The sequence below is a fragment of the Pacificibacter marinus genome (assembly GCF_018860505.1).
Lineage (GTDB): Bacteria > Pseudomonadota > Alphaproteobacteria > Rhodobacterales > Rhodobacteraceae > Celeribacter > Celeribacter marinus_B.
In genome coordinates this window covers 169,059-189,948 of record NZ_JAHKPU010000019.1, presented here as the reverse complement: position 1 = coordinate 189,948, position 20,890 = coordinate 169,059, and the positions used below count along the sequence as shown (strand labels likewise).

The following is a 20,890-nucleotide window of genomic DNA, read 5'->3' as shown; positions in this document are numbered from 1 at the left end:
GTTTTTGTTCGATTTGTGCAAGTCTAATCTATCGATCCATTTTGGAACAGCTTGTAAAAATCATTGCCACTGAGCGTTGTGTCGAAAACGCCTGTACCAAATTCCCGATGTGAAAGAGCACGCAGGTGCGCTGTGAATTGGTCAAAGGGCACCCATCTCTTTTCGCCCGAAGCAGATATCAAATAAACGCGTGAGGCTTGCTCCGGCTTGGTCAACAGTGGCGTCAGGGTGCGTGTGTTTTCCACCACTCCAAAATGCTCGAAGCTGTTTGATTTTCCTGCACCTTTGGCACGCAACAATCGCGTAAGTTTTCTAAAAACACTTAAAGCGTGGAGCTTGATTTCAAACAACTCAGCATGATGAATATCGTCTTGTTCTGCGAGGGTTTGAAGCTCAATCCCATCCGCTTGTATCGCCGAAATCTCGGCCTTAGAAATTTCTTTAGCGTTTCGGAAGTCCTTGCGCGAGATGCCAAAAGGCACCTGATATCCGTCAATGCACGCGGTGCTTTTGTCATTTTTAAGCATTGAGGCTACAGCCTTGGCCTCATGCCAACGGGCCTTGACCCATGCATCGCCACCGTAGTTGGCGACACTCGTAGGTGACAACTCGGCATCATCGTCTTGGGCCTTAATTGTCGCCTGCGTGAGAGAGCCGATGGTGGCAGCCAGGCTGCGGCAAAGCTTGATATCTTCACGGGTAGAAAATGCATTTAATCCAATGTCATAACCACGCTTTGTTTCATAAATCATGACGCCTCTAAGAGACTGGCCGGAAATGAAATAAACTGCGCCGTAAGGGTTGTTTTTGACGCGCACAGCTTGATCTTCAAGCGCATTCAAAATGGCTTGTTCTGAGGTTTTATTCTCTGTTTTCAGGTTGAAATAAAAACTCACGATAGCGATCCTAGCTGTATTCAGGTCAATAATTTTACATACAAAAGGCCACCGAAATCTGGTTTCAGTGGCCTTAATGTTTTATCTTTCAGGTCCAAATAATCCCTGTGTAGAAGGCTTAGGCAAGCATCGCCACTGGGTTTTCCAAGTTGTCGACGATGGCATTGAGCAGGTTTGCACCCACAGCGCCATCAATCACGCGGTGATCGACGGACATCGTGACAGACATCACTGTCGCCACTGTCAATTCGCCGTCTTCGCCAACCACAGGCTGCTTTTTGCCTGCACCAACCGCCAAGATACCGGCATGTGGTGGGTTCACGATGGCGTCGAAGTTGTCGATGCCGAACATGCCCAAGTTAGAGATCGCGAAAGACCCGCCTTGGTACTCTTGGGGGGCCAATTTGCGCTCGCGTGCGCGCTTGGCCATGTCTTTCATCTGTGTGGACAAAGCGGACAACGATTTCATGTCTGCGTCTTCCAATACAGGCGTGAACAACCCGCCTTCAATCGCAACAGCCACGGCTACATCAGACGATTTCATCTGCAAGACGCGGTCGCCTGCCCAAACAGCATTGGCCTCGGGCACTTGCTGCAACGCATTGGCAACGGCTTTAATGATAAAGTCATTCACTGACAGTTTCACGCCGCGTGCTTCCAGCTGTTTGTTCAACTGAGAGCGGAATTTGAGCAGCGCATCAAGTTTGATGTCGCGGCGCAGATAGAAGTGCGGAATGGTCTGTTTCGCTTCGGACAAGCGCGCAGCGATAACTTTGCGCATGCCGTCGAGTTTGATTTCTTCAAACGCGCGACCTTCGTACATTTTCGCAACAGCGTCCGCTGATGGGCCCGCAGGGGCAGCGGCTGGCGCGGGTGCGGCAGCTGCTTGTGTGGTCTCTGCGGCTTTTGGTGCTGCTGTCGCATTTTCAACGTCAGCTTTGACGATGCGACCTTTGGGGCCAGAGCCCGCGATGCCTGTCAGGTCCAAGCCTTTTTGAGCTGCGATACGGCGTGCCAAAGGCGAGGCAAAGATGCGCTCGCCTGTGGCTGCAACAGGTGCCGATGGGGCAGGGGTTGCAACAGCCGTTTCTGGTGCTGGCGCTTCAGCGGGGGCCGCTGTTTTTGCGGGCGCAGGAGCCGGAGCTGCCGCGCCAACATCTGCCATAACAGAGGCATCTTCGCCCTCTTCGAGCAAAATCGCGATCTGCGCGTTGACCTTAACGCCTTCGGTGCCTTCGGCGACGGTGATCTTGCCGATCACACCTTCGTCGACGGCCTCGAATTCCATCGTGGCTTTGTCGGTTTCGATCTCGGCGATCACGTCACCGGAATTGACTGTATCACCCTCTTTCACCAGCCATTTGGCCAATGTACCTTCTTCCATTGTGGGAGAAAGCGCGGGCATGAGAAGTTCGATAGCCATGTGTCAGTCTCCTTAACGGTAGGTTACAGATTTAACCGCATCAACGATTTCGTCGATGGTGATCAAAGCATGTTTTTCTAGGTTCGCAGCATAGGGCATCGGCACGTCTTTACCTGTGCAATTGATCACTGGCGCGTCCAAGTAATCGAACGCTTCTTGCATGATCACATTGCTGACATATCCGCCGACAGATCCTTGTGGCCAGCCTTCCTCAACAGTCACACAACGGTTGGTTTTGCGCACAGAGGCCAGCACAGTTTCGGTATCCATTGGACGCAAAGTCCGCAGGTTGATGACCTCAGCCGCGATGCCTTCTTCGGCCAATTTCTCAGCCGCTTCCAACGCATATCCAACACCGATGCCAAAGGATACGATGGTCACATCGTCGCCTGCGCGTTCGATTTTCGCTTTGCCAAACGGAATGGTGAAGTCATCCATCACAGGCACATCGAATGATTTGCCGTACATGATTTCGTTCTCAAGGAAGATCACAGGGTTGTCGTCGCGGATCGCTGTTTTCATCAGGCCTTTGGCGTCAGCAGCCGAGTAAGGCATGACCACTTTCAGACCAGGCACTTGCATGTACCAAGCGGCGTAACATTGTGAGTGCTGAGCACCAACGCGAGCGGCAGCGCCGTTTGCGCCACGGAACACCATAGGCGCGCCCATTTGACCACCGGACATGTACAATGTCTTAGCGGCAGAGTTGATCAGGTGATCGATCGCTTGCATGGCAAAGTTGAATGTCATGAATTCCACGATTGGACGCAACCCGCCAAAAGACGCGCCAGTTGCGATACCGGCAAAGCCGTGCTCGGTGATTGGCGTATCGATGACGCGTTTTGCGCCGAATTCGTCCAGCATGCCTTGGGAGATTTTGTAAGCGCCTTGGTATTCGGCCACTTCTTCGCCCATCAAGAACACGGTGTCGTCTTTGCGCATTTCTTCGGACATCGCATCGCGCAATGCTTCGCGCACTGTGGTGGATTTCAGCTCTGTGCCTTCAGGGTAATCAGGCTCAACAGGTGTTGGTGCAGAGGCTGGAGCCGCTGCAGCAGCAGGTGCGGCGGCTGCCTCAACTGGGGCTGCTTCAGCAGGTGCTGTTGCCGCAGGAGCAGAGGCGCTCAAGTTCGATGCGTCTTCGCCTTCTTCGACCATGATCGCGATGGCCTCATTGACTTTGACGCCTTCTGTGCCTTCAGCCACGAGGATTTTCCCCATGATGCCTTCGTCCACAGCTTCGAATTCCATCGTCGCTTTGTCGGTTTCAATTTCAGCGATGATATCGCCGGATGAAATGGTGTCGCCTTCTTTGACGAGCCATTTCGCAAGTGTGCCTTCTTCCATTGTCGGAGAGAGGGCGGGCATAAGTAGTTCAATAGCCATGAGTGAATTCCTCCCTCGAATTAGGCGTAAATGTCTGTCCAGAGTTCTTCCAAAGCGGGCTCTGGGCTCTCTTTGGCAAACTCGGCAGAGGCGTTGACCACGGTTTTGATCTCTTTATCGATGGCCTTGAGATCGTCCTCAGTGGCGTGGTTGCCTGTGAGCAACAAAGACCGGATCGCTTCAATCGGATCACGTTCTTCGCGCATCTTTTGCACTTCTTCGCGTGAACGGTATTTGGCCGGATCAGACATGGAGTGACCGCGGTAACGGTATGTTTTCACTTCCAAAATATACGGGCCTTTGCCCGCACGGCAATGTGCCACAGCTTTTTCAGAGGCTTCTTTCACCGCCAGCACATCCATGCCGTCGACTTCTTCGCCTGCGATGCCGTAAGCTGCACCACGTTCCCATAAGGATGGGGATTTGGTTGAGCGCTGAACAGATGTGCCCATGGCGTATTGGTTGTTCTCGATGACGAAAATCACCGGCAAGTCCCAAAGCTGCGCCATATTGTAGGTCTCGTAAACCTGACCTTGGTTGGCCGCGCCATCGCCGAAGTAGGCGAAAGTCACATTGTCATTGCCTTTGTATTTATCAGAGAACGCCAAGCCAGCACCAAGCGGCACTTGCGCGCCAACGATGCCGTGGCCACCATAGAAATGTTTCTCTTTCGAGAACATGTGCATGGAGCCGCCTTTGCCTTTGGAGTAACCACCCTCACGACCGGTCAATTCGGCCATAACGCCGTTTGGATCCATGCCGCAAGCCAACATGTGCCCGTGATCGCGGTAAGATGTGATACGTTTGTCGCCTTCTTTGGTCGCGGCCTCAAGCCCGACAACAACGGCTTCTTGGCCGATGTAGAGGTGACAAAAGCCGCCGATCAGGCCCATGCCATAGAGCTGGCCTGCCTTTTCTTCAAAGCGGCGAATAAGGAGCATGTCCTTGTAATACGTGAGCAATTCGTCTTTTGAAACGTTCGCTTTGCTCGCGGTATTTGCGGTGGTCTTTTTGGGCGCCATACGGCTTCCTCCTCCAAAGTCGCAGATATAGTTTAGTGTTAAACTATATTATATAGAGTTCTGCCTGCAATTGCATCAAGAATTTACTATGCGCTGCGTGCAGCTGCTATGCGTTCCATGCAAGGCTATGATCTGATGTGCGTTATGGCAAGCAGTTCATGTGCCTTAGCTGTGATGCGGGCTTGCTTGGGTTGGGTAGTGGAGGGGATTGGGTTCGCTAAGCGTGCTCTAAAGTGTTTCGAAACGAAGCCGAGTCACGGCTTGATTTCGAAGCGTGCGCAACATCATTTTGTTGCTTGCGCTTCAAGTTAAACATGTGACTCACGTCTAACTTGCAACGCTTTAGATGCACCCTTAGCGAATGACCAACTCATCGGCGCGGACATAACCCAGAACATCTCGCGCTTGCTCGTCGAGAAGATCCAGATCCAAATAGCCATCAGACATACGCAACGTTTTGTTGCGCATAACTTCAAGATTTGCCGCAAGTGTCGCACTCTTCGCTTGTAGGTCTTCAAGCTCCGCCTCAATTTGAATGCGGCGGAACAGCCCGTACTCACCCTGCACAGAGGCAAAGGTGAAGTAACCGCCAAGTGTGACGATTATGGCTGTATATATCAGAACAGCGATAGAAGGACGTTTGCGGATGGACGCCATGATAGGAGTGTTACCTGTAGTTACTGCCACGGCCACCTCTTATGGGTGATCCGTAGAGGGACTATGTCATAGGCGAATCGCTTTGTGAATCCCTTTTCGAATCACTTTTTCATTTTTTTGACGTTGGATTCATGCCGTTGAATCAATCTGTTACGAGATACGATATGCAAAACGCAAAAGGGGCGCAGCATATCGCGCCGCGCCCCTTTGCAATGTCTATATGTAGTGGGTTTAGCCCGCGACAGAGGCCGCGTGGATTTCCGTTGTCGCTGTGCCGAGAATGGCATCAAAATCACTGTCCGCTTGTTTGGCGTTCAGCCCTTGGATCAACGCGCGCGAGAACGACGCGATCATGCCGGTGTTCTTAGCCAGCTTGGCGTTGGCTTCTTCGCGTGAATAGCCACCAGACAAAGACACAACTTTCAACACCCGTGGGTGGTCGATCAGGGGTTTGTAGAAATTCGCCTCAGTCGGCAGTGACAGTTTCAACATCACCTGTTTGCTTTCATCTAGCGCGTCCAGCTCGGCCAAAATTTCAGAGCGCAAGATCGCCTCGGCTTCGGCTTTGTCTGCGATTGTGATGGTCACTTCAGGCTCAAGCATTGGCATCAGGCCCGCTTTGATCACCTGTTCGCCGATCTCGAACTGTTGTTTGACGACAGCTTTGATGCCCGCTGGATTGGCCGCATTAACGACAGAGCGTTCTTTCGTGCCAAACACACCTAAACTTTCTGCGCGCGCCAAAAGCTCATCCAGACCGGGGTTTGGCTTCATCAACTGCACGCCATCAGCTTCGGCTTCCAAGCCTTTGTCGATTTTCAAAAACGGCACAACACCCTTTTCTTCGAACAGATATTGCGGGGTGGGTTTGCCAGCCACTTGGCGATCCATTGTCATTTCAAACAAGATCGCGCCGATGACTTTGTCACAGGTAAAGGCAGGGGACTGCATGATGCGCGACCGCATGGCGTGGATCATGTCGAACATTTGTTCGTCGCCATTGTATTCGTTAGGTTCGATCCCGTATTGCGCCAGTGCTTTTGGAGTAGATCCCCCTGATTGATCAAGGGCTGCGATAAAGCCTTGGCCGTCGCGGATTTTGGCTGTCATTTCTTGGATCGACATGGAGATTCCTCATTCATCTGAGTCCCGTCGGCGGGACTGGTCATGGGTCTATGCTGTGATTAGCGTGGCTTTGATTTTCGTGCAATTGTGGTCGCGCTAACATGAGAAATGGTTGCGCTAACGCGGTGCGTGTTGGCGCTAACAGGTCGGTCCTTTCATCGTTTCTAAAAAAGATATGTGTTCGATCATTGCGGTCAGGCCAATAAAAAACGCCTGCACTCGATGTGAGGCAGGCGTCTTTGAAAGTCTTGATCGTGCAAAAGGCTTAGCCAAGCGCGGCCACACCTGGAAGTTCTTTGCCTTCCATCCATTCAAGGAAAGCACCGCCTGCGGTCGAAATATATGTAAAGCTATCTGCCACACCTGCCGCATTCACTGCCGCCACAGTGTCACCACCGCCTGCCACAGAAATCAAAGCGCCTGCATCGGTTTGCTTGGCAATTTCAGCCAGCATCGCAAAGGTGCCCGTGCCAAAGGGCTCTAGCTCGAATACGCCCAAAGGTCCGTTCATGATCAAGGTCTTGGAGGCGGCGATCACCGCATTGATCCGTTCAACAGATTTGGGGCCTGCATCGAAAATCATCGCGTCAGCAGGGCAGGCGGCCACATCCACCGTTTCATGTTTGGTGTTTGCCGCAAATTCCCAAGCGATGGTCACATCCACAGGCAGGATAATCTCGCAGCCTGCCTCATCCGCTTTTTTCAAAATGTCGCGTGCGGTATCTGCCAAATCGTGCTCGCATAAGGACTTGCCCACATCGATGCCTTGCGCCGCCAAAAACGTATTGGCCATGCCGCCGCCAATCACCAAATGATCGACTTTGCGCACAAGGTTGCTCAACAGGTCCAGCTTGGTCGACACTTTCGCGCCGCCAACAACGGCCACAACGGGGCGCTCAGGTTTGGACAAAGCGGATTCCAAGGCAGACAGTTCTTGCTGCATCAAGCGACCAGCACAAGAGGGCAGCAAATGCGCGACGCCAGTGGTCGAGGCATGAGCGCGGTGGGCCGCAGAAAACGCGTCATTGCAAAAGATGTCACCAAGTGAGGCCAGAAACTGCGCCATTTTGGGGTCGTTGTCTGTTTCCATATTGGTGAATCGGGTGTTCTCAACCAAAACAACGGACCCTGCAGGCAAAGCCTCCAGCGCCTCGCGAGACGGTTTCTCGATAAATGTCACATCGCGGCCCAGCGTTTCATTCACCGCAGGCAAAACATGCGACAAAGACAGTTCAGCCACATATGCGCCTTTCGGGCGACCATAGTGGGCCAACATCACGGGCACACCGCCTTTTGCAACGATTTCGTCAATCGTTGGTTTGATGCGCTCAATACGCGATGCGTCAGTGACGCGTCCGTCTTTCATAGGCACATTAATGTCCACACGTGTGAGCACAATTTTGCCGTTCAAATCCATGTCGTCGAGCGTTTTCCAAGCCATGAGGGTATCCTTGCGCGGGGGCGTTTGATGAATTTCTTCTTGTTTGCCCGCCCTCGCGTTCAAGGTCAATGGGTGCATATCGGGCCAACCAAAGCCGTTCACGCAAACTTGCCCTTTCCCTTGGCGGTTTTGCACCTTAGGTTGCGCGCCAAACAGATATATTTTTCAGATAAGGAACCACACCATGGCCGATATCAAAGACCCAGAAAACACAATCCTTGTTGAGCTTGAGCACGGCCAAGTCGTGATTGAGCTTTTGCCTGATGTTGCTCCACAGCACTGTGCACGCATGAAAGAACTCGCACGCTCTGGTGCATATGACGGTGTTGTCTTTCACCGCGTGATTGAGGGCTTTATGGCGCAAACAGGCGATGTTCAGTTTGGCAACCAAAACAAAGATTTCCAAATCCGCCGTGCGGGCACAGGCAGCTCTGATTTGCCTGACGTTCCAGCAGAATTTTCCAGCTTGCCACATGATCGTGGTACATTGGGTGCGGCGCGCAGCCAGAACCCTGATTCTGCGAACTCGCAGTTTTTCATCAACTTTTCCGACAACCACTTCCTCAACAACCAGTACACTGTCTATGGCCGTGTGATTTCTGGCATGGAGGCTGTCGACAAAATCACCCGCGGCGAGCCTGCTCAATACCCTGATTGCATGATCTCTGTGAAAGTGGCTGCTGATGTTTAAATCAACTGTTGCAGCTTTGGCTTTGCTCGCAAGTGCCCCTGCCTTTGCGACAGGTCTTGAGATCACTGTTGCGGGCGAAAGCAATGGCGTGATCAAAATCGATTTGCTTGAAGATGTGGCCCCTGGTCATGTCGCGCAGATCACCAAACTGGCCTCTGAGGGCGCATATGATGGCGTGGTGTTTCACCGCGTGATCGATGGCTTCATGGCGCAAACAGGTGACGTGCAATTCGGGAAAACCGGCGGCGCAGATTTCAACATGTCCCGTGCGGGCATGGGCGGATCGGACTATCCTGATTTGAAAGCTGAGTTTTCAAACGAAAACTTCGACACAGGCGTCGTGGGTATGGCTCGCAGTCAGAACCCAGATTCCGCCAATTCGCAGTTCTTCATCATGTTCGAACCCGCGCAGCACCTTAACGGTCAGTACACCGTTGTTGGTCGCGTGACCGAAGGCATGGATGTTGTGAATGCGATCAAAAAAGGTCGTGGCGCCAACGGCGCTGTCATTGGCGATCCTGACAAAATGGTCTCTGTGACGGTCACAGACTAAACGATTTTGCGAAAAGATATGTAAGGGGCCTCGCATCTGCGGGGCCTTTTGCGTTGATGTTGTGTAAATGCAAAAAGGGGCCGCAAATGCAGCCCCAATTCGATCTAAATGTTCGATAAGTTCTATTTTAGAACGATCAACGCATGGCGTTTTTTACCTGCCGATAGCTTCATCGGGCTTGCCAAATCCGCAACTGTCACCAAGACGCCAGCGTCTTTGTGGTCTGCATCATTTACTTTCGCACCGTTGTCTGCAAACAGGCGTTTGGCTTCTTTACCCGTGCCAGACAGGCCCGCACGTACAAACAATTGCACGATGGAAATGCCATCGCCAATGTCATCTGCGCTCAATTCAAGCGTTGGCAGGTCATCACCCGTGCCACCTTTCTCGAAAACTTCATGTGCGGTCTTTTCAGCTGCCTCAGCCGCTGCGCGCCCATGTAAAAGGGCGGTCACTTCATTGGCCAAAATGATCTTGGCCTCATTGATGTCAGACCCTTGCAACGCGCCCAGACGATCACATTCGTCAACTGGAATCTCTGTGTAAAGCTTCAAGAACCGTCCTGTGTCCGCGTCCGTCGTATTGCGCCAGAACTGCCAGAACTCATAAGAGCTGAGCATTTCATCATTCAGCCAAATGGCGCCACCTTGAGATTTGCCCATCTTTTTGCCATCAGATGTGGTCAACAAAGGCGAGGTCAGCCCATAGATTTCGTGGTCCAAAACGCGGCGTGTCAGGTCAATACCATTGATGATATTGCCCCATTGATCCGACCCGCCCATTTGCAACAAACAACCGTAACGACGGTTGAGTTCCAAAAAGTCATAAGCCTGCAAAATCATGTAGTTAAATTCGAGGAACGACAACGATTGTTCGCGATCAAGTCGTGATTTTACACTTTCAAATGACAGCATCCGGTTGACCGAAAAATGCTTGCCGATGTCGCGCAGAAATTCAAGATAGTTCAACCCATCCAGCCATTCCGCGTTGTTCAACATCTTCGCGCCTGTGGGCGTGTCATCATTGTACGACAGGTATTTCGCAAAGACCTTTTGCATACCGTTGATGTTTTCGTTGATCTTTGCGTCAGTCAAAAGCGGGCGTTCATCAGCGCGAAAACTTGGGTCGCCCACTTTCGTGGTGCCGCCGCCCATCAAAGTGATCGGCTGGTGACCCGTTTTTTGCAGCCAGCGCAGCATCATGATGTTTAGCAAATGCCCTACATGTAGCGAGGCCGCAGTGGCGTCATAGCCGATATAGGTTGAAACAACACCTTTGCTCAGGGCTTCATCAAGGCCTTGATAGTCTGTGCAATCGGCGAGAAAGCCGCGCTCGATCATCACTGCCATAAAGTCTGATTTGGGGTGGTATGTCATTGCAATTTTTATCCATTTGAAGGGTTAGCAATGCCTGATATATCTGGCCAAACGCCAAAGGGAAAGAGTGTCATGGCCGTGAAAAACAAAGCAGAGCCAATTTGGGTCGCCGGCTGCATGTCTGGCACCTCGCTTGACGGCGTTGATGTGGCGCTCGTCTTGACCGATGGCGAGACGATTTTCGAATTTGGCGACAGTTTTTTTCGCCCCTATTCAAAGGCTGAACAGGGAATTTTGCGTGCCAATTTAGGTCTTTGGAAAGCCTCTGATGAGGCCGTCGAATTGATCGAAACAGCCCATGCACAGGCTTTGAGTGAGTTGCAAGGCTTTGATTGTATTGGATTTCACGGTCAAACCTTCGCGCATGATCCACGAGGTTTAGGCACCTATCAAGCTGGTTCTGGCGCGGTTTTGGCGCAGATTTTTGATGTGCCCGTTGTGTGGGATTTTCGCTCGAATGATGTGGCGATGGGGGGGCAAGGTGCGCCGCTGGCGCCGTTTTTCCACCATGCCTGCGCGCGCTATATTGATGCGCAGACACCGTTGGTTTTTTTGAACTTAGGCGGCGTGGGCAATCTGACGTGGGTCAATCCGGCTATAGTCAATCCGGCTGAGACTGATGCTGTTTTGGCCTTTGATACGGGGCCAGCCAATGCGCCGATCAACGATTTGATGCAGGTGCGCTTTGGTAAATCTTTTGACGAAAACGGTGATCTGGCCGCTCAAGGAACCGTGGATATAGACCTTTTGAACGCGTTCTCGCGTCATGCGTATTTTGCAAAAATTCCCCCTAAGTCACTGGATAGAAATGATTTTCATAATGTGTTGTCGCAAGTGAAAACCTTGAGTGATGCAGATGCCGCAGCCACGTTGACTGCTATGGCCGCAGCCTCTGTCGCGCAAGGGATGGAGCATTGTCCAAGCGCGCCCAAGCGGATTTTGGTCTCTGGTGGCGGGCGCAAAAACGCTGTGATGATGGCGATGATTGCTGCCGCTTTGGATTGCCCTGTGGAGCCGATCGAAGTCGTTGATTTGGACGGCGACATGTTGGAAGCGCAGGCCTTTGCTTACCTTGCCGTGCGGGTCAAACGTGGTTTGCCGACGAGCTGCTCAAGCACCACCGGGGTTGCGGCGGCTGTGGGCGGGGGACAGGTCTCCACGCCAGACGGGGCAAAGGTTTAACGACAATTCGGCGTGAGGTTTAAACAGTTTAAACCTTGGCGCGGGTCTCGGTTTACATGTTTTAAAGATCTTTGGCTGCATTGGTGCAGCGACCTTGTCGCAGTGTGGAGCCTGCTGCGGGTATTTGCGACGGAAAACCGCGATGTGCGCGTATCATCTTTATGTCAACTTTCCCGCAGTTCTGCGTTTTGCCAAGGATACCCAACAGATGACTATGCTCCGAATTGATTTCAGCTTTGTTGCGATATCGCTTTGCACCGCCGCCGCAGCAGCAGGTCCGGTCTTGGCCCAAGACACTTTCATCCTGACAAGCCCCGCAATTGCGGATGGTGGCGATTTGCCTGCCGACATGAAATGTTCGCGCGATGGCGGCGATGGATTGTCGCCACCGTTGGCGTGGTCTGGCATGCCTGAGGGGACCGAAAGCCTAGCCGTGATTATGCAGCATTATCCGCGGGGTAGGGTTGAGGGTGTCGATGCGCCGAGCCAATATTGGTTGCTGTGGAACATCCCGCCCGAGACTACCGATTTGCCGCGCGGCAATCCTGCGTCTTTGGGCGATGAGGGGGCGGATAAAGACGGGCGCTTTACCGGCTACACGCCACCCTGTTCACCTGCGGGCGCGCGCCATGAATACAAAATCACCGCCTATGCCCTCAGCACACCCCCAGAGACCTTGCCCGCATCCGACAGCCTGTCCGTTGATTGGACGGTGATGACGCAAGCCATTCAAGATGATGTGATTGCGTCCTCGTCCTTTTCCTTTTGGAATTGAACGGGTTGCAGTTAGGGGGAAAAGTTTAGATTTTTCCCCGTGGAGTTGTGAACTGGCAGCGCGCTTGTGATTTATTTGTGAAACCGCCTTTGTGCTTTGCTATACGGCCCGTTTGCCATTGCGTGTCGATGTCTGGACGACGCAGCATGTGTTGCTTAGAACTCGGCGCAGGTTGATCTGAAAAATAGGATCAGCGAAATAGGATATTTTATAATGAATGTTGAGCAGCCAAAATTAGGGCGGCGTGGGACGCTGTTTTTGTTGATTATTTTAGGAGCCTTTCCGCCACTGACGATGGATATGTATCTGCCCGCCTTGCCGCAGATGGCGGAAGGTTTTGAGACCCGTCACGCTATGGTCAACATGACCCTTGGGGCGTTTATGGTCGCTTTTGCGGTCGGCATGTTGTTTTGGGGACCATTGAGCGAAAGAACGGGGCGCAAGCCGATTTTGTTCACCACGTTGGCGATTTACATTGTGTCCAGTCTGCTCTGCGCCGTGGTGTTTAACATCGAAAGCCTGATCGGGTTTCGTGTGATACAAGGGCTGTCGGGCGGTGGGGTGACTGTGGTCGGGACAGCTATTGTTAAAGATCTGTACGACGGGCGCGAGCGCGAAAAGGTGATGGCAACGGTGATGTCTTTGGTGATCATTGCACCAATGGTTGCGCCTGTACTTGGCGCGTTTTTGTTGCAAATCGCGTCATGGCGTATGGTGTTTGTGGTGCTGGCGCTGTTTGGCTGCCTCGCGGGCGTGCTTGTGTCCTTGTACAGTGAAACTGTGACAGAAAAATCTACAGCGCCAATTGCGAAGTCATGGAACCGTTTGGCGGTTGTGTTGATGAACCCGCGCTTCGCTTACCTGTTGTTGCTCTTCTCGCTGGTGCCGATGTGTTTGATGGCCTTTTTGGGCACGGCGGCTTATGTTTATATCGACGGTTTTGGTCTGTCCGAGCAGGCCTTTAGCTTTATTTTCGCGTTCAATGCGGCCTGTGCGAGTCTTGGGCCGATGATTTACATGCGTCTGTCTGGTTTCATCCGCGTTCAATCAATCATTTTGAGCTGTTTTGCTGTGATAGTTCTCAGTGGTTTGGTGATGTTGGTCTTTGCGGCACAGTCTTTGTGGATATTCGCAGCAGGGGCCGCCGTGACAACCACCTCCGTCATTGTTTTGCGGATACCTGGGGCTAACCTATTGTTGGATCAGCAAGATAAGGACACGGGGTCGGCGGCAGCGCTTATTCAATTTGGTGGGACTTTGATGGGAGCCGTCGGCGTGCAGCTTGTATCGACCAGCTCGCACGATCTGATCCGCAATTACGGCATTCTGCTGCTCTCTGTCGGGATCATCTGCGCAATCATGTGGCTGGCGGTGCAGCACCGGTCGTTTGTGGCAGATAAGGTGACTAAGCCTTTGTGACGCAATCTGACGTCTAGAAAGCCAAAGCAAAAGCCCCACCAATTTGGCGGGGCTTTTGTGTTTGGTCAATCCGTTTCAGCACGGTAGAAAACGCAGGCTTTCAGCATGGCACCAATAATGCCTGCCGCGGCTCGCGGCCTCAGGCCTTGAGGATGGATGTGCCGGCGTATTCTGCTGTTGCGCCGAGTTCTTCTTCGATGCGGATCAGCTGGTTGTATTTCGCCATACGGTCAGAGCGTGAAAGCGACCCTGTTTTGATCTGACCACAGTTTGTGGCGACAGCCAAATCAGCGATAGTTGCGTCTTCGGTTTCGCCGGAGCGGTGCGACATCACGTTGGTGTAGCGCGCGCGGTGGGCCATATCGACGGCTTTCAATGTTTCAGACAAAGAGCCGATTTGGTTCACTTTGACCAGCATAGAGTTGGCCACGCCTTGCTTGATACCATCTGCCAAGCGCACTGGGTTTGTCACGAAAAGATCATCGCCCACAAGCTGGACTTTATCGCCGATTTTGTCGGTCAAAAGTTTCCAGCCGTCCCAATCGTCTTCGTCCATACCGTCTTCGATAGAGATAATCGGGTAGTCGTCGCACAGGGCAGCCAAGTAGTCAGCGTTTTCAGCAGAGGACAAAGATTTGCCTTCGCCTTTAAGCTCGTATTTGCCGTTCTCGAAGTACTCAGAAGAGGCACAATCGAGGGCAAGGTAGATGTCTTTGCCTGGGGTGTAGCCTGCTTTTTCGATGGATTTCATGATGAAATCAAGGGCTTCACGTGCGGAGTTGATCGCAGGGGCAAAGCCGCCTTCGTCACCGATACCCGTGTTGTAACCGGCTGCTGTGAGTTCCTTTTTCAGCGTGTGGAACACTTCAGCGCCCATGCGGATGGCCTCGCGGATGTTCGCAGCCGACACTGGCATGATCATGAATTCTTGGATGTCGATCGGGTTGTCCGCGTGTTCGCCGCCGTTGATGATGTTCATCATAGGCACAGGCAATACGCGTGCAGAAGACCCACCGATGTAACGGTAAAGCGGCAAGGCGGAATAGTCAGCAGCGGCTTTAGCCGTAGCCAAAGACACGCCCAAGATCGCGTTGGCGCCTAAGCGGGCTTTGTTTGGTGTGCCGTCTAGTTCGATCATCACGGCGTCGATGGCTTCTTGTTCTGTGGCGTCCATGCCAACAAGCGCTTCGGCGATTTCGCCGTTCACGGCTGCGACAGCTTCCAAAACGCCTTTGCCAAGGTAGCGGGCTTTGTCGCCATCGCGTTTCTCAACCGCTTCATGCGCGCCAGTTGAGGCACCAGAGGGCACAGCAGCGCGGCCAATTGTGCCGTCTTCTAAGATAACGTCGACTTCGACAGTTGGATTGCCGCGGCTGTCAAGAATTTCGCGACCGAGGATATCAATGATGGTGCTCATGTGGGCGTCCCTTTTGAAAGAGGTTGGTTACAGGCCAATCACAGGCTTGATAACACCCCAGAACGAGGCGTCAACAATTGAGCGCTAACATAAGGTCACTTTGGGTGTTAGCGGTAACGGTTTTCGTGTTTTTAGCTCCATATTAGGATCAGAATAGGGATTGTTACTTTGGCTTTGATTGATATGTTATAACATATCAACTTACGTGAGGAATAAAAATGCCAGCAATAGATAAGCGCCTGCCAGTGACCGTGTTGTCCGGATTCTTGGGGGCAGGCAAAACGACGCTGCTCAATGCGGTCCTAAATAATCGCGAAGGGCGTCGCGTCGCCGTGATTGTCAACGACATGTCTGAGGTGAACATCGACGCGGATCTGGTGCGCGACGGCGGGGCAAACCTCAGCCAGACCGAAGAAAAGCTGGTCGAGATGTCGAACGGCTGCATCTGTTGCACTCTGCGCGACGATTTGTTGATGGAAGTGCGCGCCTTGGCCAAAGAGGATCGGTTTGATTATCTGCTGATCGAATCTTCGGGCATTTCCGAGCCTCTGCCCGTGGCCGCGACGTTTGATTTTCGTGACGAGGACGGCAACAGCTTGGCGGACGTGGCGCGGCTGGATACCATGGTGACGGTGGTCGATACGGTGAACCTGCTTAAAGACTACGGCAGTCAAGATTTCTTACGTGATCGCGGCGAGTCGCTGGGCGAGGAAGACGAGCGCACGCTGGTGGATTTGCTGGTGGATCAAATCGAGTTTTCCGACGTGGTCGTGCTGAACAAAATCAGCGCCGCAGGGCCGGAACGTCTTAGGGTTGCGCGCACCATTATCACCGCACTCAATCCTGACGCGCAGATCATTGAGACCGATTACAGCGATGTACCGGCCGATCGTATTTTTGACACGGGGCTGTTCGATTTCGAAACCGCCTATGATCATCCGCTTTGGGCCAAAGAACTTTACGGGTTCGAGGATCACATCCCAGAGACCGAAGAATACGGGGTCTCGTCCTTTGTCTACCGCGCGCGCCGTCCGTTTCAGCCGCAGAAAATTTATGATTTACTGCAAAGCGATTTGGCGGGCGTGTTGCGTGCCAAGGGGCATTTTTGGGTGGCAACACGCCCCGATTGGTTGCTGGAATATTCACTGGCAGGCACGCTGTGCACGGTGAAACCGCTGGGGCAGTGGTGGGCGACAGTGCCGCAAGATCGTTGGCCAACCCATGAACAGGGCGTTCAGTATTTTGCACAACATTGGCAAGAACCCTTCGGGGATCGTCGGCAAGAACTGGTGTTCATCGGGGCGGATATGGACAAGGCCGCATTGATTGCAGCTTTGGACGCGGCCTTGGTCGAAGACGAGGACTTTATCGCAGAACAATGGCAAGATTTGCCTGATCCATTTCCTGTTTGGAAAACCGCTCCTGCGGCGGCTTGAGCCCGTGTTATGACCTCTGTGTTCTGGCCCTGTGTCCTGAGGCACGATGAGACCCCACGATAAGGCCTAATGCCTAAGACCTCATGACCCCAACAGACCTGCGTGTACCTTGTGCGTGGGTCTGTATGCTGAGGCACTCTCAATCCGATGTCAGTTTAACGCCGGTCAATTCCATCCGATGCCCCGTCAACCGATAGCCAAGCTTTGTGGCGATCTTTTCTTGCAAAGCTTCTATGTCTGGATCGTAGAATTCGATCACTTCACCGCTGTTTTCATCGATCAAGTGATCATGGTGGGCGCGGTCTGCAGCCTCATAGCGTGCCCGACCATCACCGAACTCCAGCTTTTCCAAAATACCGCGCTCTTCAAAGGTTTTGACTGTGCGATACACCGTGGCCAGCGAGATTTTCGGATCATGAATGGCGGCGCGTGCGAACAATTCTTCGGCATCTGGGTGATCGTCTGACTGGTCCAAGACCATGGCGATCACCTTGCGTTGATCGGTCATCCGAAGCCCTATTCCTGCGCAGCGTTTTATAATGCTGTCTGCCATGGGGCCTCCTCGCGGTGTTTTAGATGGTGTTTGGGCGCTGTAGAAATATGGCTTGTAGAAACCTGTGACGTCAAGGTCCAGCCCCTCTGCGTCGATGATCTGTGCGCGTTTCCGTCGCACAGGTTTTGACGCTATTTCAGACCCTGTTCACCAAAAGATAAAAAAATGCAGGAAATATCGCATCTTTTGCCGCGTTATGAGGGTTTGTTAACACCTCCATGCGACAGTCGGTCGAATTATTGAATGTGAGATACGCATGAAATTAAAAATGGTCCAAAACAGGCAAAACAGGGATGTGCGCGTCTCACTTGGCAAGGAGCGCAGGATGTCACTAATGGAACGATCCAAAAGAGCCTATGACGAAGCCGTCAATGCAGAACATATTGCAAAGATCTTGCAGGCGGCGCAGGAACTTGTCGTGAATGATGGCTTTAGCGCTTTTTCCATGTCTGCCCTCGCCAAACAGGCCAATTTGGCCAAGGGCACAGTCTATATGTTCGTGGAAACGCCGGAAGAAGTCTTTGCCGAACTCTATCTAGTGGCCTTGGAAAACTACATTTCTTTGGTTTTGCCTCATGCAGCCATGGACACGGCCCTGACCGCTGAAATGCTGATTGCCGCCGAAGAAACCCCTTTGTTTTTGAAGCTTCTGGCGCGGTTTTCCACTGTGATCGAAACGCAGCTCCCCCGCGAAGGCTTGATCGAAACCAAACGTGCCATGGCTGTGCAGATGGAACGTTTCGCGGCTCGGCTGATGAAAACCCGTGGCCTTGAACGTCAAGCGGCGATTGAATTGGCGCAAGCACTTTTCGTCGCTTTGCAGGGGGCGTCGCATTTGGCAGGTGAAAAACCAGAAGACTTCGACAGCTTACCAGAGGATGTGAAAGCACTCTATGACCTGTCAGATTTCGATGATGCCTTTGCTCGCACTGCACGCATGATCCTGCGCGGCGCGTCTTAACCCGATCAGACCAAAATTTGCCCCTGCATCATTTTGATGGCTGGCCCTGAAATGGTGACACCGTTATCACTTGCTTGGGCCTTGATCACAGACGGACGCCCCATGTCTTGTCCTTGATAAACTGTCAAAGAAACCGGTGCACCACGATCTGCACACAGCAGGCCTGCCAAAGTCGCAGCCGCCGATCCTGTGGCGGGGTCTTCAGGAATACTGTCCAGCGGTGCAAACATGCGCAGATGTATCACATCGTGGCCAGCCTCATTGCTTGCACTGTCATCGCGCCAATAGGCCGCTTGAGAAAAATCACGACCTGAGGGGTAGCGGGCGTTGCCTGTTCGCATCTCGGTCAAATCAATCTCAATATTTGACAGCGCGGCACGTGATGTCAGCGCGGTAAAGGTAAAGGGCACACCCATGCTGGCCATAACAGGGGGCTTGGCAATATCTGTTTGCAGCAGCCCCAAGGTTTTCGCCACCAATTCGGCATCAGGCCGCGCCAAGGTTTCGACCGGTTGAGCGGCATGAAAAGAGGCTGCACCCTGTTCGGCCTTTGCGGGCAATGCACCAACGCCAAGCTCTAATATTAAGTCAGGTCCATGCCCCAAATCGGAGAGCGCCACAGCAGCCCCAATGGTGGGATGACCGGCAAAAGGCAGTTCGCGCGTCGGTGTGAAAATACGCAACCGCATCGTGTGCGACGCCTCTTTTGGCGTTTGAAAAAATACCGTTTCCGAGAAATTAAATTCCCGCGCGATAACCTGCATCTGGGCCGCATTCAAGTTGTCAGCCTCAAACACAATCGCCAAAGGATTGCCCCCGAAAGCTTGATCTGTGAACACATCATAGGTGCAATAATCTAGGGTCTGCCTTGGTGTCATATTCATATATCCAATTCAGCTTCGCGTCTCGCCGACGTTGCAAAGGCTGCCGCGTAAACAGTTATTTCGCAACACAATATATATGACGCCAAGAAAGTGTAAGGCGTTGTGAAAACAATACCTGCTGGTCAGTGTGGCGTTTTGTATCGCACATCACGGCGAAAGGGAAAATGTCATATTTTACAAAGGCTTTTTCTGCGGTCTTATGGAAATATCCGCCCAGATCGGCAAGTGATCCGAGGCACGGCGGGACAGGTCCGTTTCGACAACGCCCGCGTCACGCAGTTCTAGCGCGTCATCCAAGGCGATCCGGTCCAGCGCCGCGACGGGGCGCGCCGCATGAAAGGATTTTCCTGGGGCGATGATATCAAAGGCGTCTTTGAGCGGGTCCAAGCCACCCGTGCGCGACCATTCGTTGAAATCGCCCAAAATTACTGTGGGCTTCAACGCCATCTTTGCCAGCGCCGCGCGAATGGCGTGCAATTGCTTTTGTCTATAGCTGCGCAAGAGCCCCAAATGCACCGCCACAACACGCATGTTTTCCAAATCGACAGCAACCGCGCCACGCGGTTCCAGCCCCGGCAAATCAAGTCGATGCACCGCGTCCACTATGGCGGATTTGCGCACCAAAATGGCGTTGCCGTGCCAGCCGACAGAGACACTTGAAGCCGAAACTGGCACAGCCGTGAAATCCGTATGGGTGTCAATCATCCGGTGCGGCAAGGCGGCAGGGCGCGCACCAAGGCGCATGTCGGCCTCTTGCAAGGCGACCACATCAGCGTCGATTCCGTTGATCACGTCCAAAATCCGCCCCGGTGCGCGCCTTCCATCGGTGCCACGACATTTGCGTAGATTGTACGAGGCCAATCGCATCTCGGTGCGGGCCGCTTGGGGACTGTTACTGATAGCCATATCATTCATATGGGGATGAGGTTGAGCATTTGCACCCTCAACAGGTCTAAGGTATCGTTTTTATGTTGCTTTTGACTGGTTTCTTCTGATCTTGCGTCTTTGAAAGGCTGATATATGCCCTCCAATCGTCCCAAATTGTCTTTGGCCTCAGCCACCGTGATCACCAAAGCGATCTGGGTGTCGCTCATCGTCGCCTTTGTCGCGGGGCTGTTTACGGCGCGTTATGCGGCATCGTTTTTGGCTTTGGGGACCTTTATTTTGACATTGGTGCCATTTTTTGTGGCCCGTAAATTTGATGTTTATGTGCCACGCCGGTTTATGGCGGCGATCATCCTATTTATTTTCGCCACCTTGTTTTTGGGCGAGGTGGTGGATTTTTACAATCGCTATTGGTGGTGGGATGTGGTGCTGCATGGCGGGTCTGCTTTGGGCTTTGGGCTGATCGGATTTTTGATCGTGTTTATGATGTTCCAAGGCGACAGGTTTGCGGCGCCGCCCTTGGCGATTGGCCTGTTTGGCTTTTGTTTTGCGCTGAGCATCGGTGCGCTGTGGGAGGTGTTCGAATACGCCATGGACCAGACTTTTGGCATGTCGATGCAAAAAAACGGGTTGCAAGACACGATGTGGGATTTGATCGTCGATGCGATTGGCGGCTTGATCGGCTCTGGGGCAGGGGTGATCTATCTGATCCGCGATAGCGATGCACCTTTCGCGACATTCTTTCGCGATATCATCACACAAAACAAACGGTTGTTTGCCAAATACAGATCAAAATAGGTACGTTATC

Annotated in this window: 20 protein-coding genes; 8 read left to right on the top strand and 12 right to left on the bottom strand. The window is 52.7% G+C overall.

The genetic code is table 11. The features are described 5' to 3' along the window. Positions 1-23: 23 nt before the first annotated feature. From KO503_RS06020 to KO503_RS05990, 7 genes are all read right to left on the bottom strand, one after another. A complete protein-coding gene (locus KO503_RS06020) occupies positions 24-896 on the bottom strand; it encodes a hypothetical protein (protein WP_215990654.1) in 873 nt (290 codons plus the stop codon). Between the two features lie 118 nt (positions 897-1,014). After that, positions 1,015-2,319, bottom strand: coding sequence for a pyruvate dehydrogenase complex dihydrolipoamide acetyltransferase (locus tag KO503_RS06015; RefSeq protein WP_215990653.1), 1,305 nt, complete (start codon positions 2,317-2,319; stop codon positions 1,015-1,017). A 12-nt stretch (positions 2,320-2,331) separates the two neighbouring features. Next, on the bottom strand, positions 2,332-3,705 hold the full coding sequence (locus KO503_RS06010; RefSeq protein WP_215990652.1) for a pyruvate dehydrogenase complex E1 component subunit beta: 1,374 nt from the start codon (positions 3,703-3,705) through the stop codon (positions 2,332-2,334). Positions 3,706-3,725: 20 nt separating this feature from the next. Beyond that, positions 3,726-4,727 carry a pyruvate dehydrogenase (acetyl-transferring) E1 component subunit alpha gene (gene pdhA / locus KO503_RS06005; RefSeq protein WP_215945492.1) on the bottom strand — a complete coding sequence of 334 codons (1,002 nt, stop codon included), beginning with the start codon at positions 4,725-4,727 and terminating at the stop codon, positions 3,726-3,728. 354 nt (positions 4,728-5,081) lie between these two features. Next, positions 5,082-5,384 (bottom strand): FtsB family cell division protein, encoded by a 303-nt coding sequence (locus KO503_RS06000; protein WP_215945547.1) that lies wholly within the window; start codon positions 5,382-5,384, stop codon positions 5,082-5,084. A 231-nt stretch (positions 5,385-5,615) separates the two neighbouring features. Further along, positions 5,616-6,509 (bottom strand): fructose bisphosphate aldolase, encoded by an 894-nt coding sequence (locus KO503_RS05995; RefSeq protein ID WP_215990651.1) that lies wholly within the window; start codon positions 6,507-6,509, stop codon positions 5,616-5,618. A 265-nt stretch (positions 6,510-6,774) separates the two neighbouring features. Further along, positions 6,775-7,950, bottom strand: coding sequence for a phosphoglycerate kinase (locus KO503_RS05990; protein WP_215990650.1), 1,176 nt, complete (start codon positions 7,948-7,950; stop codon positions 6,775-6,777). Positions 7,951-8,134: 184 nt separating this feature from the next. Between KO503_RS05990 and KO503_RS05985 the strand changes: the two genes are divergently transcribed. Both KO503_RS05985 and KO503_RS05980 read left to right on the top strand, forming a co-directional pair. After that, on the top strand, positions 8,135-8,641 hold the full coding sequence (locus tag KO503_RS05985) for a peptidylprolyl isomerase (protein WP_215990649.1): 507 nt from the start codon (positions 8,135-8,137) through the stop codon (positions 8,639-8,641). Further along, positions 8,634-9,194 (top strand): peptidylprolyl isomerase, encoded by a 561-nt coding sequence (locus tag KO503_RS05980; protein ID WP_215945488.1) that lies wholly within the window; start codon positions 8,634-8,636, stop codon positions 9,192-9,194. Before KO503_RS05985 ends, KO503_RS05980 begins: the two co-directional genes overlap by 8 nt. Before the next feature lie 122 nt (positions 9,195-9,316). Here the strand turns inward: KO503_RS05980 and tyrS are convergent, their stop codons facing one another. Continuing rightward, a complete protein-coding gene (gene tyrS / locus KO503_RS05975) occupies positions 9,317-10,570 on the bottom strand; it encodes a tyrosine--tRNA ligase (protein WP_215990648.1) in 1,254 nt (417 codons plus the stop codon). A gap of 72 nt (positions 10,571-10,642) precedes the next feature. Between tyrS and KO503_RS05970 the strand changes: the two genes are divergently transcribed. The 3 genes from KO503_RS05970 (at position 10,643) to KO503_RS05960 (ending at position 13,946) form a co-directional block, all read left to right on the top strand. Further along, a complete protein-coding gene (locus KO503_RS05970; protein ID WP_215990647.1) occupies positions 10,643-11,752 on the top strand; it encodes an anhydro-N-acetylmuramic acid kinase in 1,110 nt (369 codons plus the stop codon). Positions 11,753-11,960: 208 nt separating this feature from the next. Further along, entirely contained in the window at positions 11,961-12,527 is a 567-nt protein-coding gene (locus tag KO503_RS05965) for a YbhB/YbcL family Raf kinase inhibitor-like protein (protein WP_215990646.1), read from the top strand. Between the two features lie 213 nt (positions 12,528-12,740). After that, positions 12,741-13,946 (top strand): multidrug effflux MFS transporter, encoded by a 1,206-nt coding sequence (locus tag KO503_RS05960; protein WP_215990645.1) that lies wholly within the window; start codon positions 12,741-12,743, stop codon positions 13,944-13,946. 139 nt (positions 13,947-14,085) lie between these two features. Here the strand turns inward: KO503_RS05960 and eno are convergent, their stop codons facing one another. Then, entirely contained in the window at positions 14,086-15,363 is a 1,278-nt protein-coding gene (gene eno / locus KO503_RS05955) for a phosphopyruvate hydratase (RefSeq protein WP_215990644.1), read from the bottom strand. 218 nt (positions 15,364-15,581) lie between these two features. On the opposite strand from eno, the gene zigA reads away from it, so the two are divergent. Continuing rightward, the gene (zigA, locus tag KO503_RS05950; RefSeq protein WP_215990643.1) at positions 15,582-16,799 is read left to right on the top strand and encodes a zinc metallochaperone GTPase ZigA; all 1,218 of its coding nucleotides are present in this window, start codon (positions 15,582-15,584) and stop codon (positions 16,797-16,799) included. A gap of 139 nt (positions 16,800-16,938) precedes the next feature. Here the strand turns inward: zigA and KO503_RS05945 are convergent, their stop codons facing one another. Then, positions 16,939-17,352 carry a Fur family transcriptional regulator gene (locus tag KO503_RS05945; protein ID WP_215990642.1) on the bottom strand — a complete coding sequence of 138 codons (414 nt, stop codon included), beginning with the start codon at positions 17,350-17,352 and terminating at the stop codon, positions 16,939-16,941. 334 nt (positions 17,353-17,686) lie between these two features. Between KO503_RS05945 and KO503_RS05940 the strand changes: the two genes are divergently transcribed. Continuing rightward, positions 17,687-18,313, top strand: a complete 627-nt coding sequence (locus KO503_RS05940; RefSeq protein ID WP_215990641.1) for a TetR/AcrR family transcriptional regulator — start codon at positions 17,687-17,689, stop codon at positions 18,311-18,313. Positions 18,314-18,318: 5 nt separating this feature from the next. Here the strand turns inward: KO503_RS05940 and KO503_RS05935 are convergent, their stop codons facing one another. Further along, positions 18,319-19,191 (bottom strand): PhzF family phenazine biosynthesis protein, encoded by an 873-nt coding sequence (locus tag KO503_RS05935; protein WP_215990640.1) that lies wholly within the window; start codon positions 19,189-19,191, stop codon positions 18,319-18,321. A gap of 180 nt (positions 19,192-19,371) precedes the next feature. Then, positions 19,372-20,103 carry an endonuclease/exonuclease/phosphatase family protein gene (locus tag KO503_RS05930; RefSeq protein WP_252730957.1) on the bottom strand — a complete coding sequence of 244 codons (732 nt, stop codon included), beginning with the start codon at positions 20,101-20,103 and terminating at the stop codon, positions 19,372-19,374. Positions 20,104-20,217: 114 nt separating this feature from the next. Between KO503_RS05930 and KO503_RS05925 the strand changes: the two genes are divergently transcribed. Continuing rightward, on the top strand, positions 20,218-20,880 hold the full coding sequence (locus KO503_RS05925; RefSeq protein ID WP_215990639.1) for a hypothetical protein: 663 nt from the start codon (positions 20,218-20,220) through the stop codon (positions 20,878-20,880). Positions 20,881-20,890 lie beyond the last annotated feature (10 nt).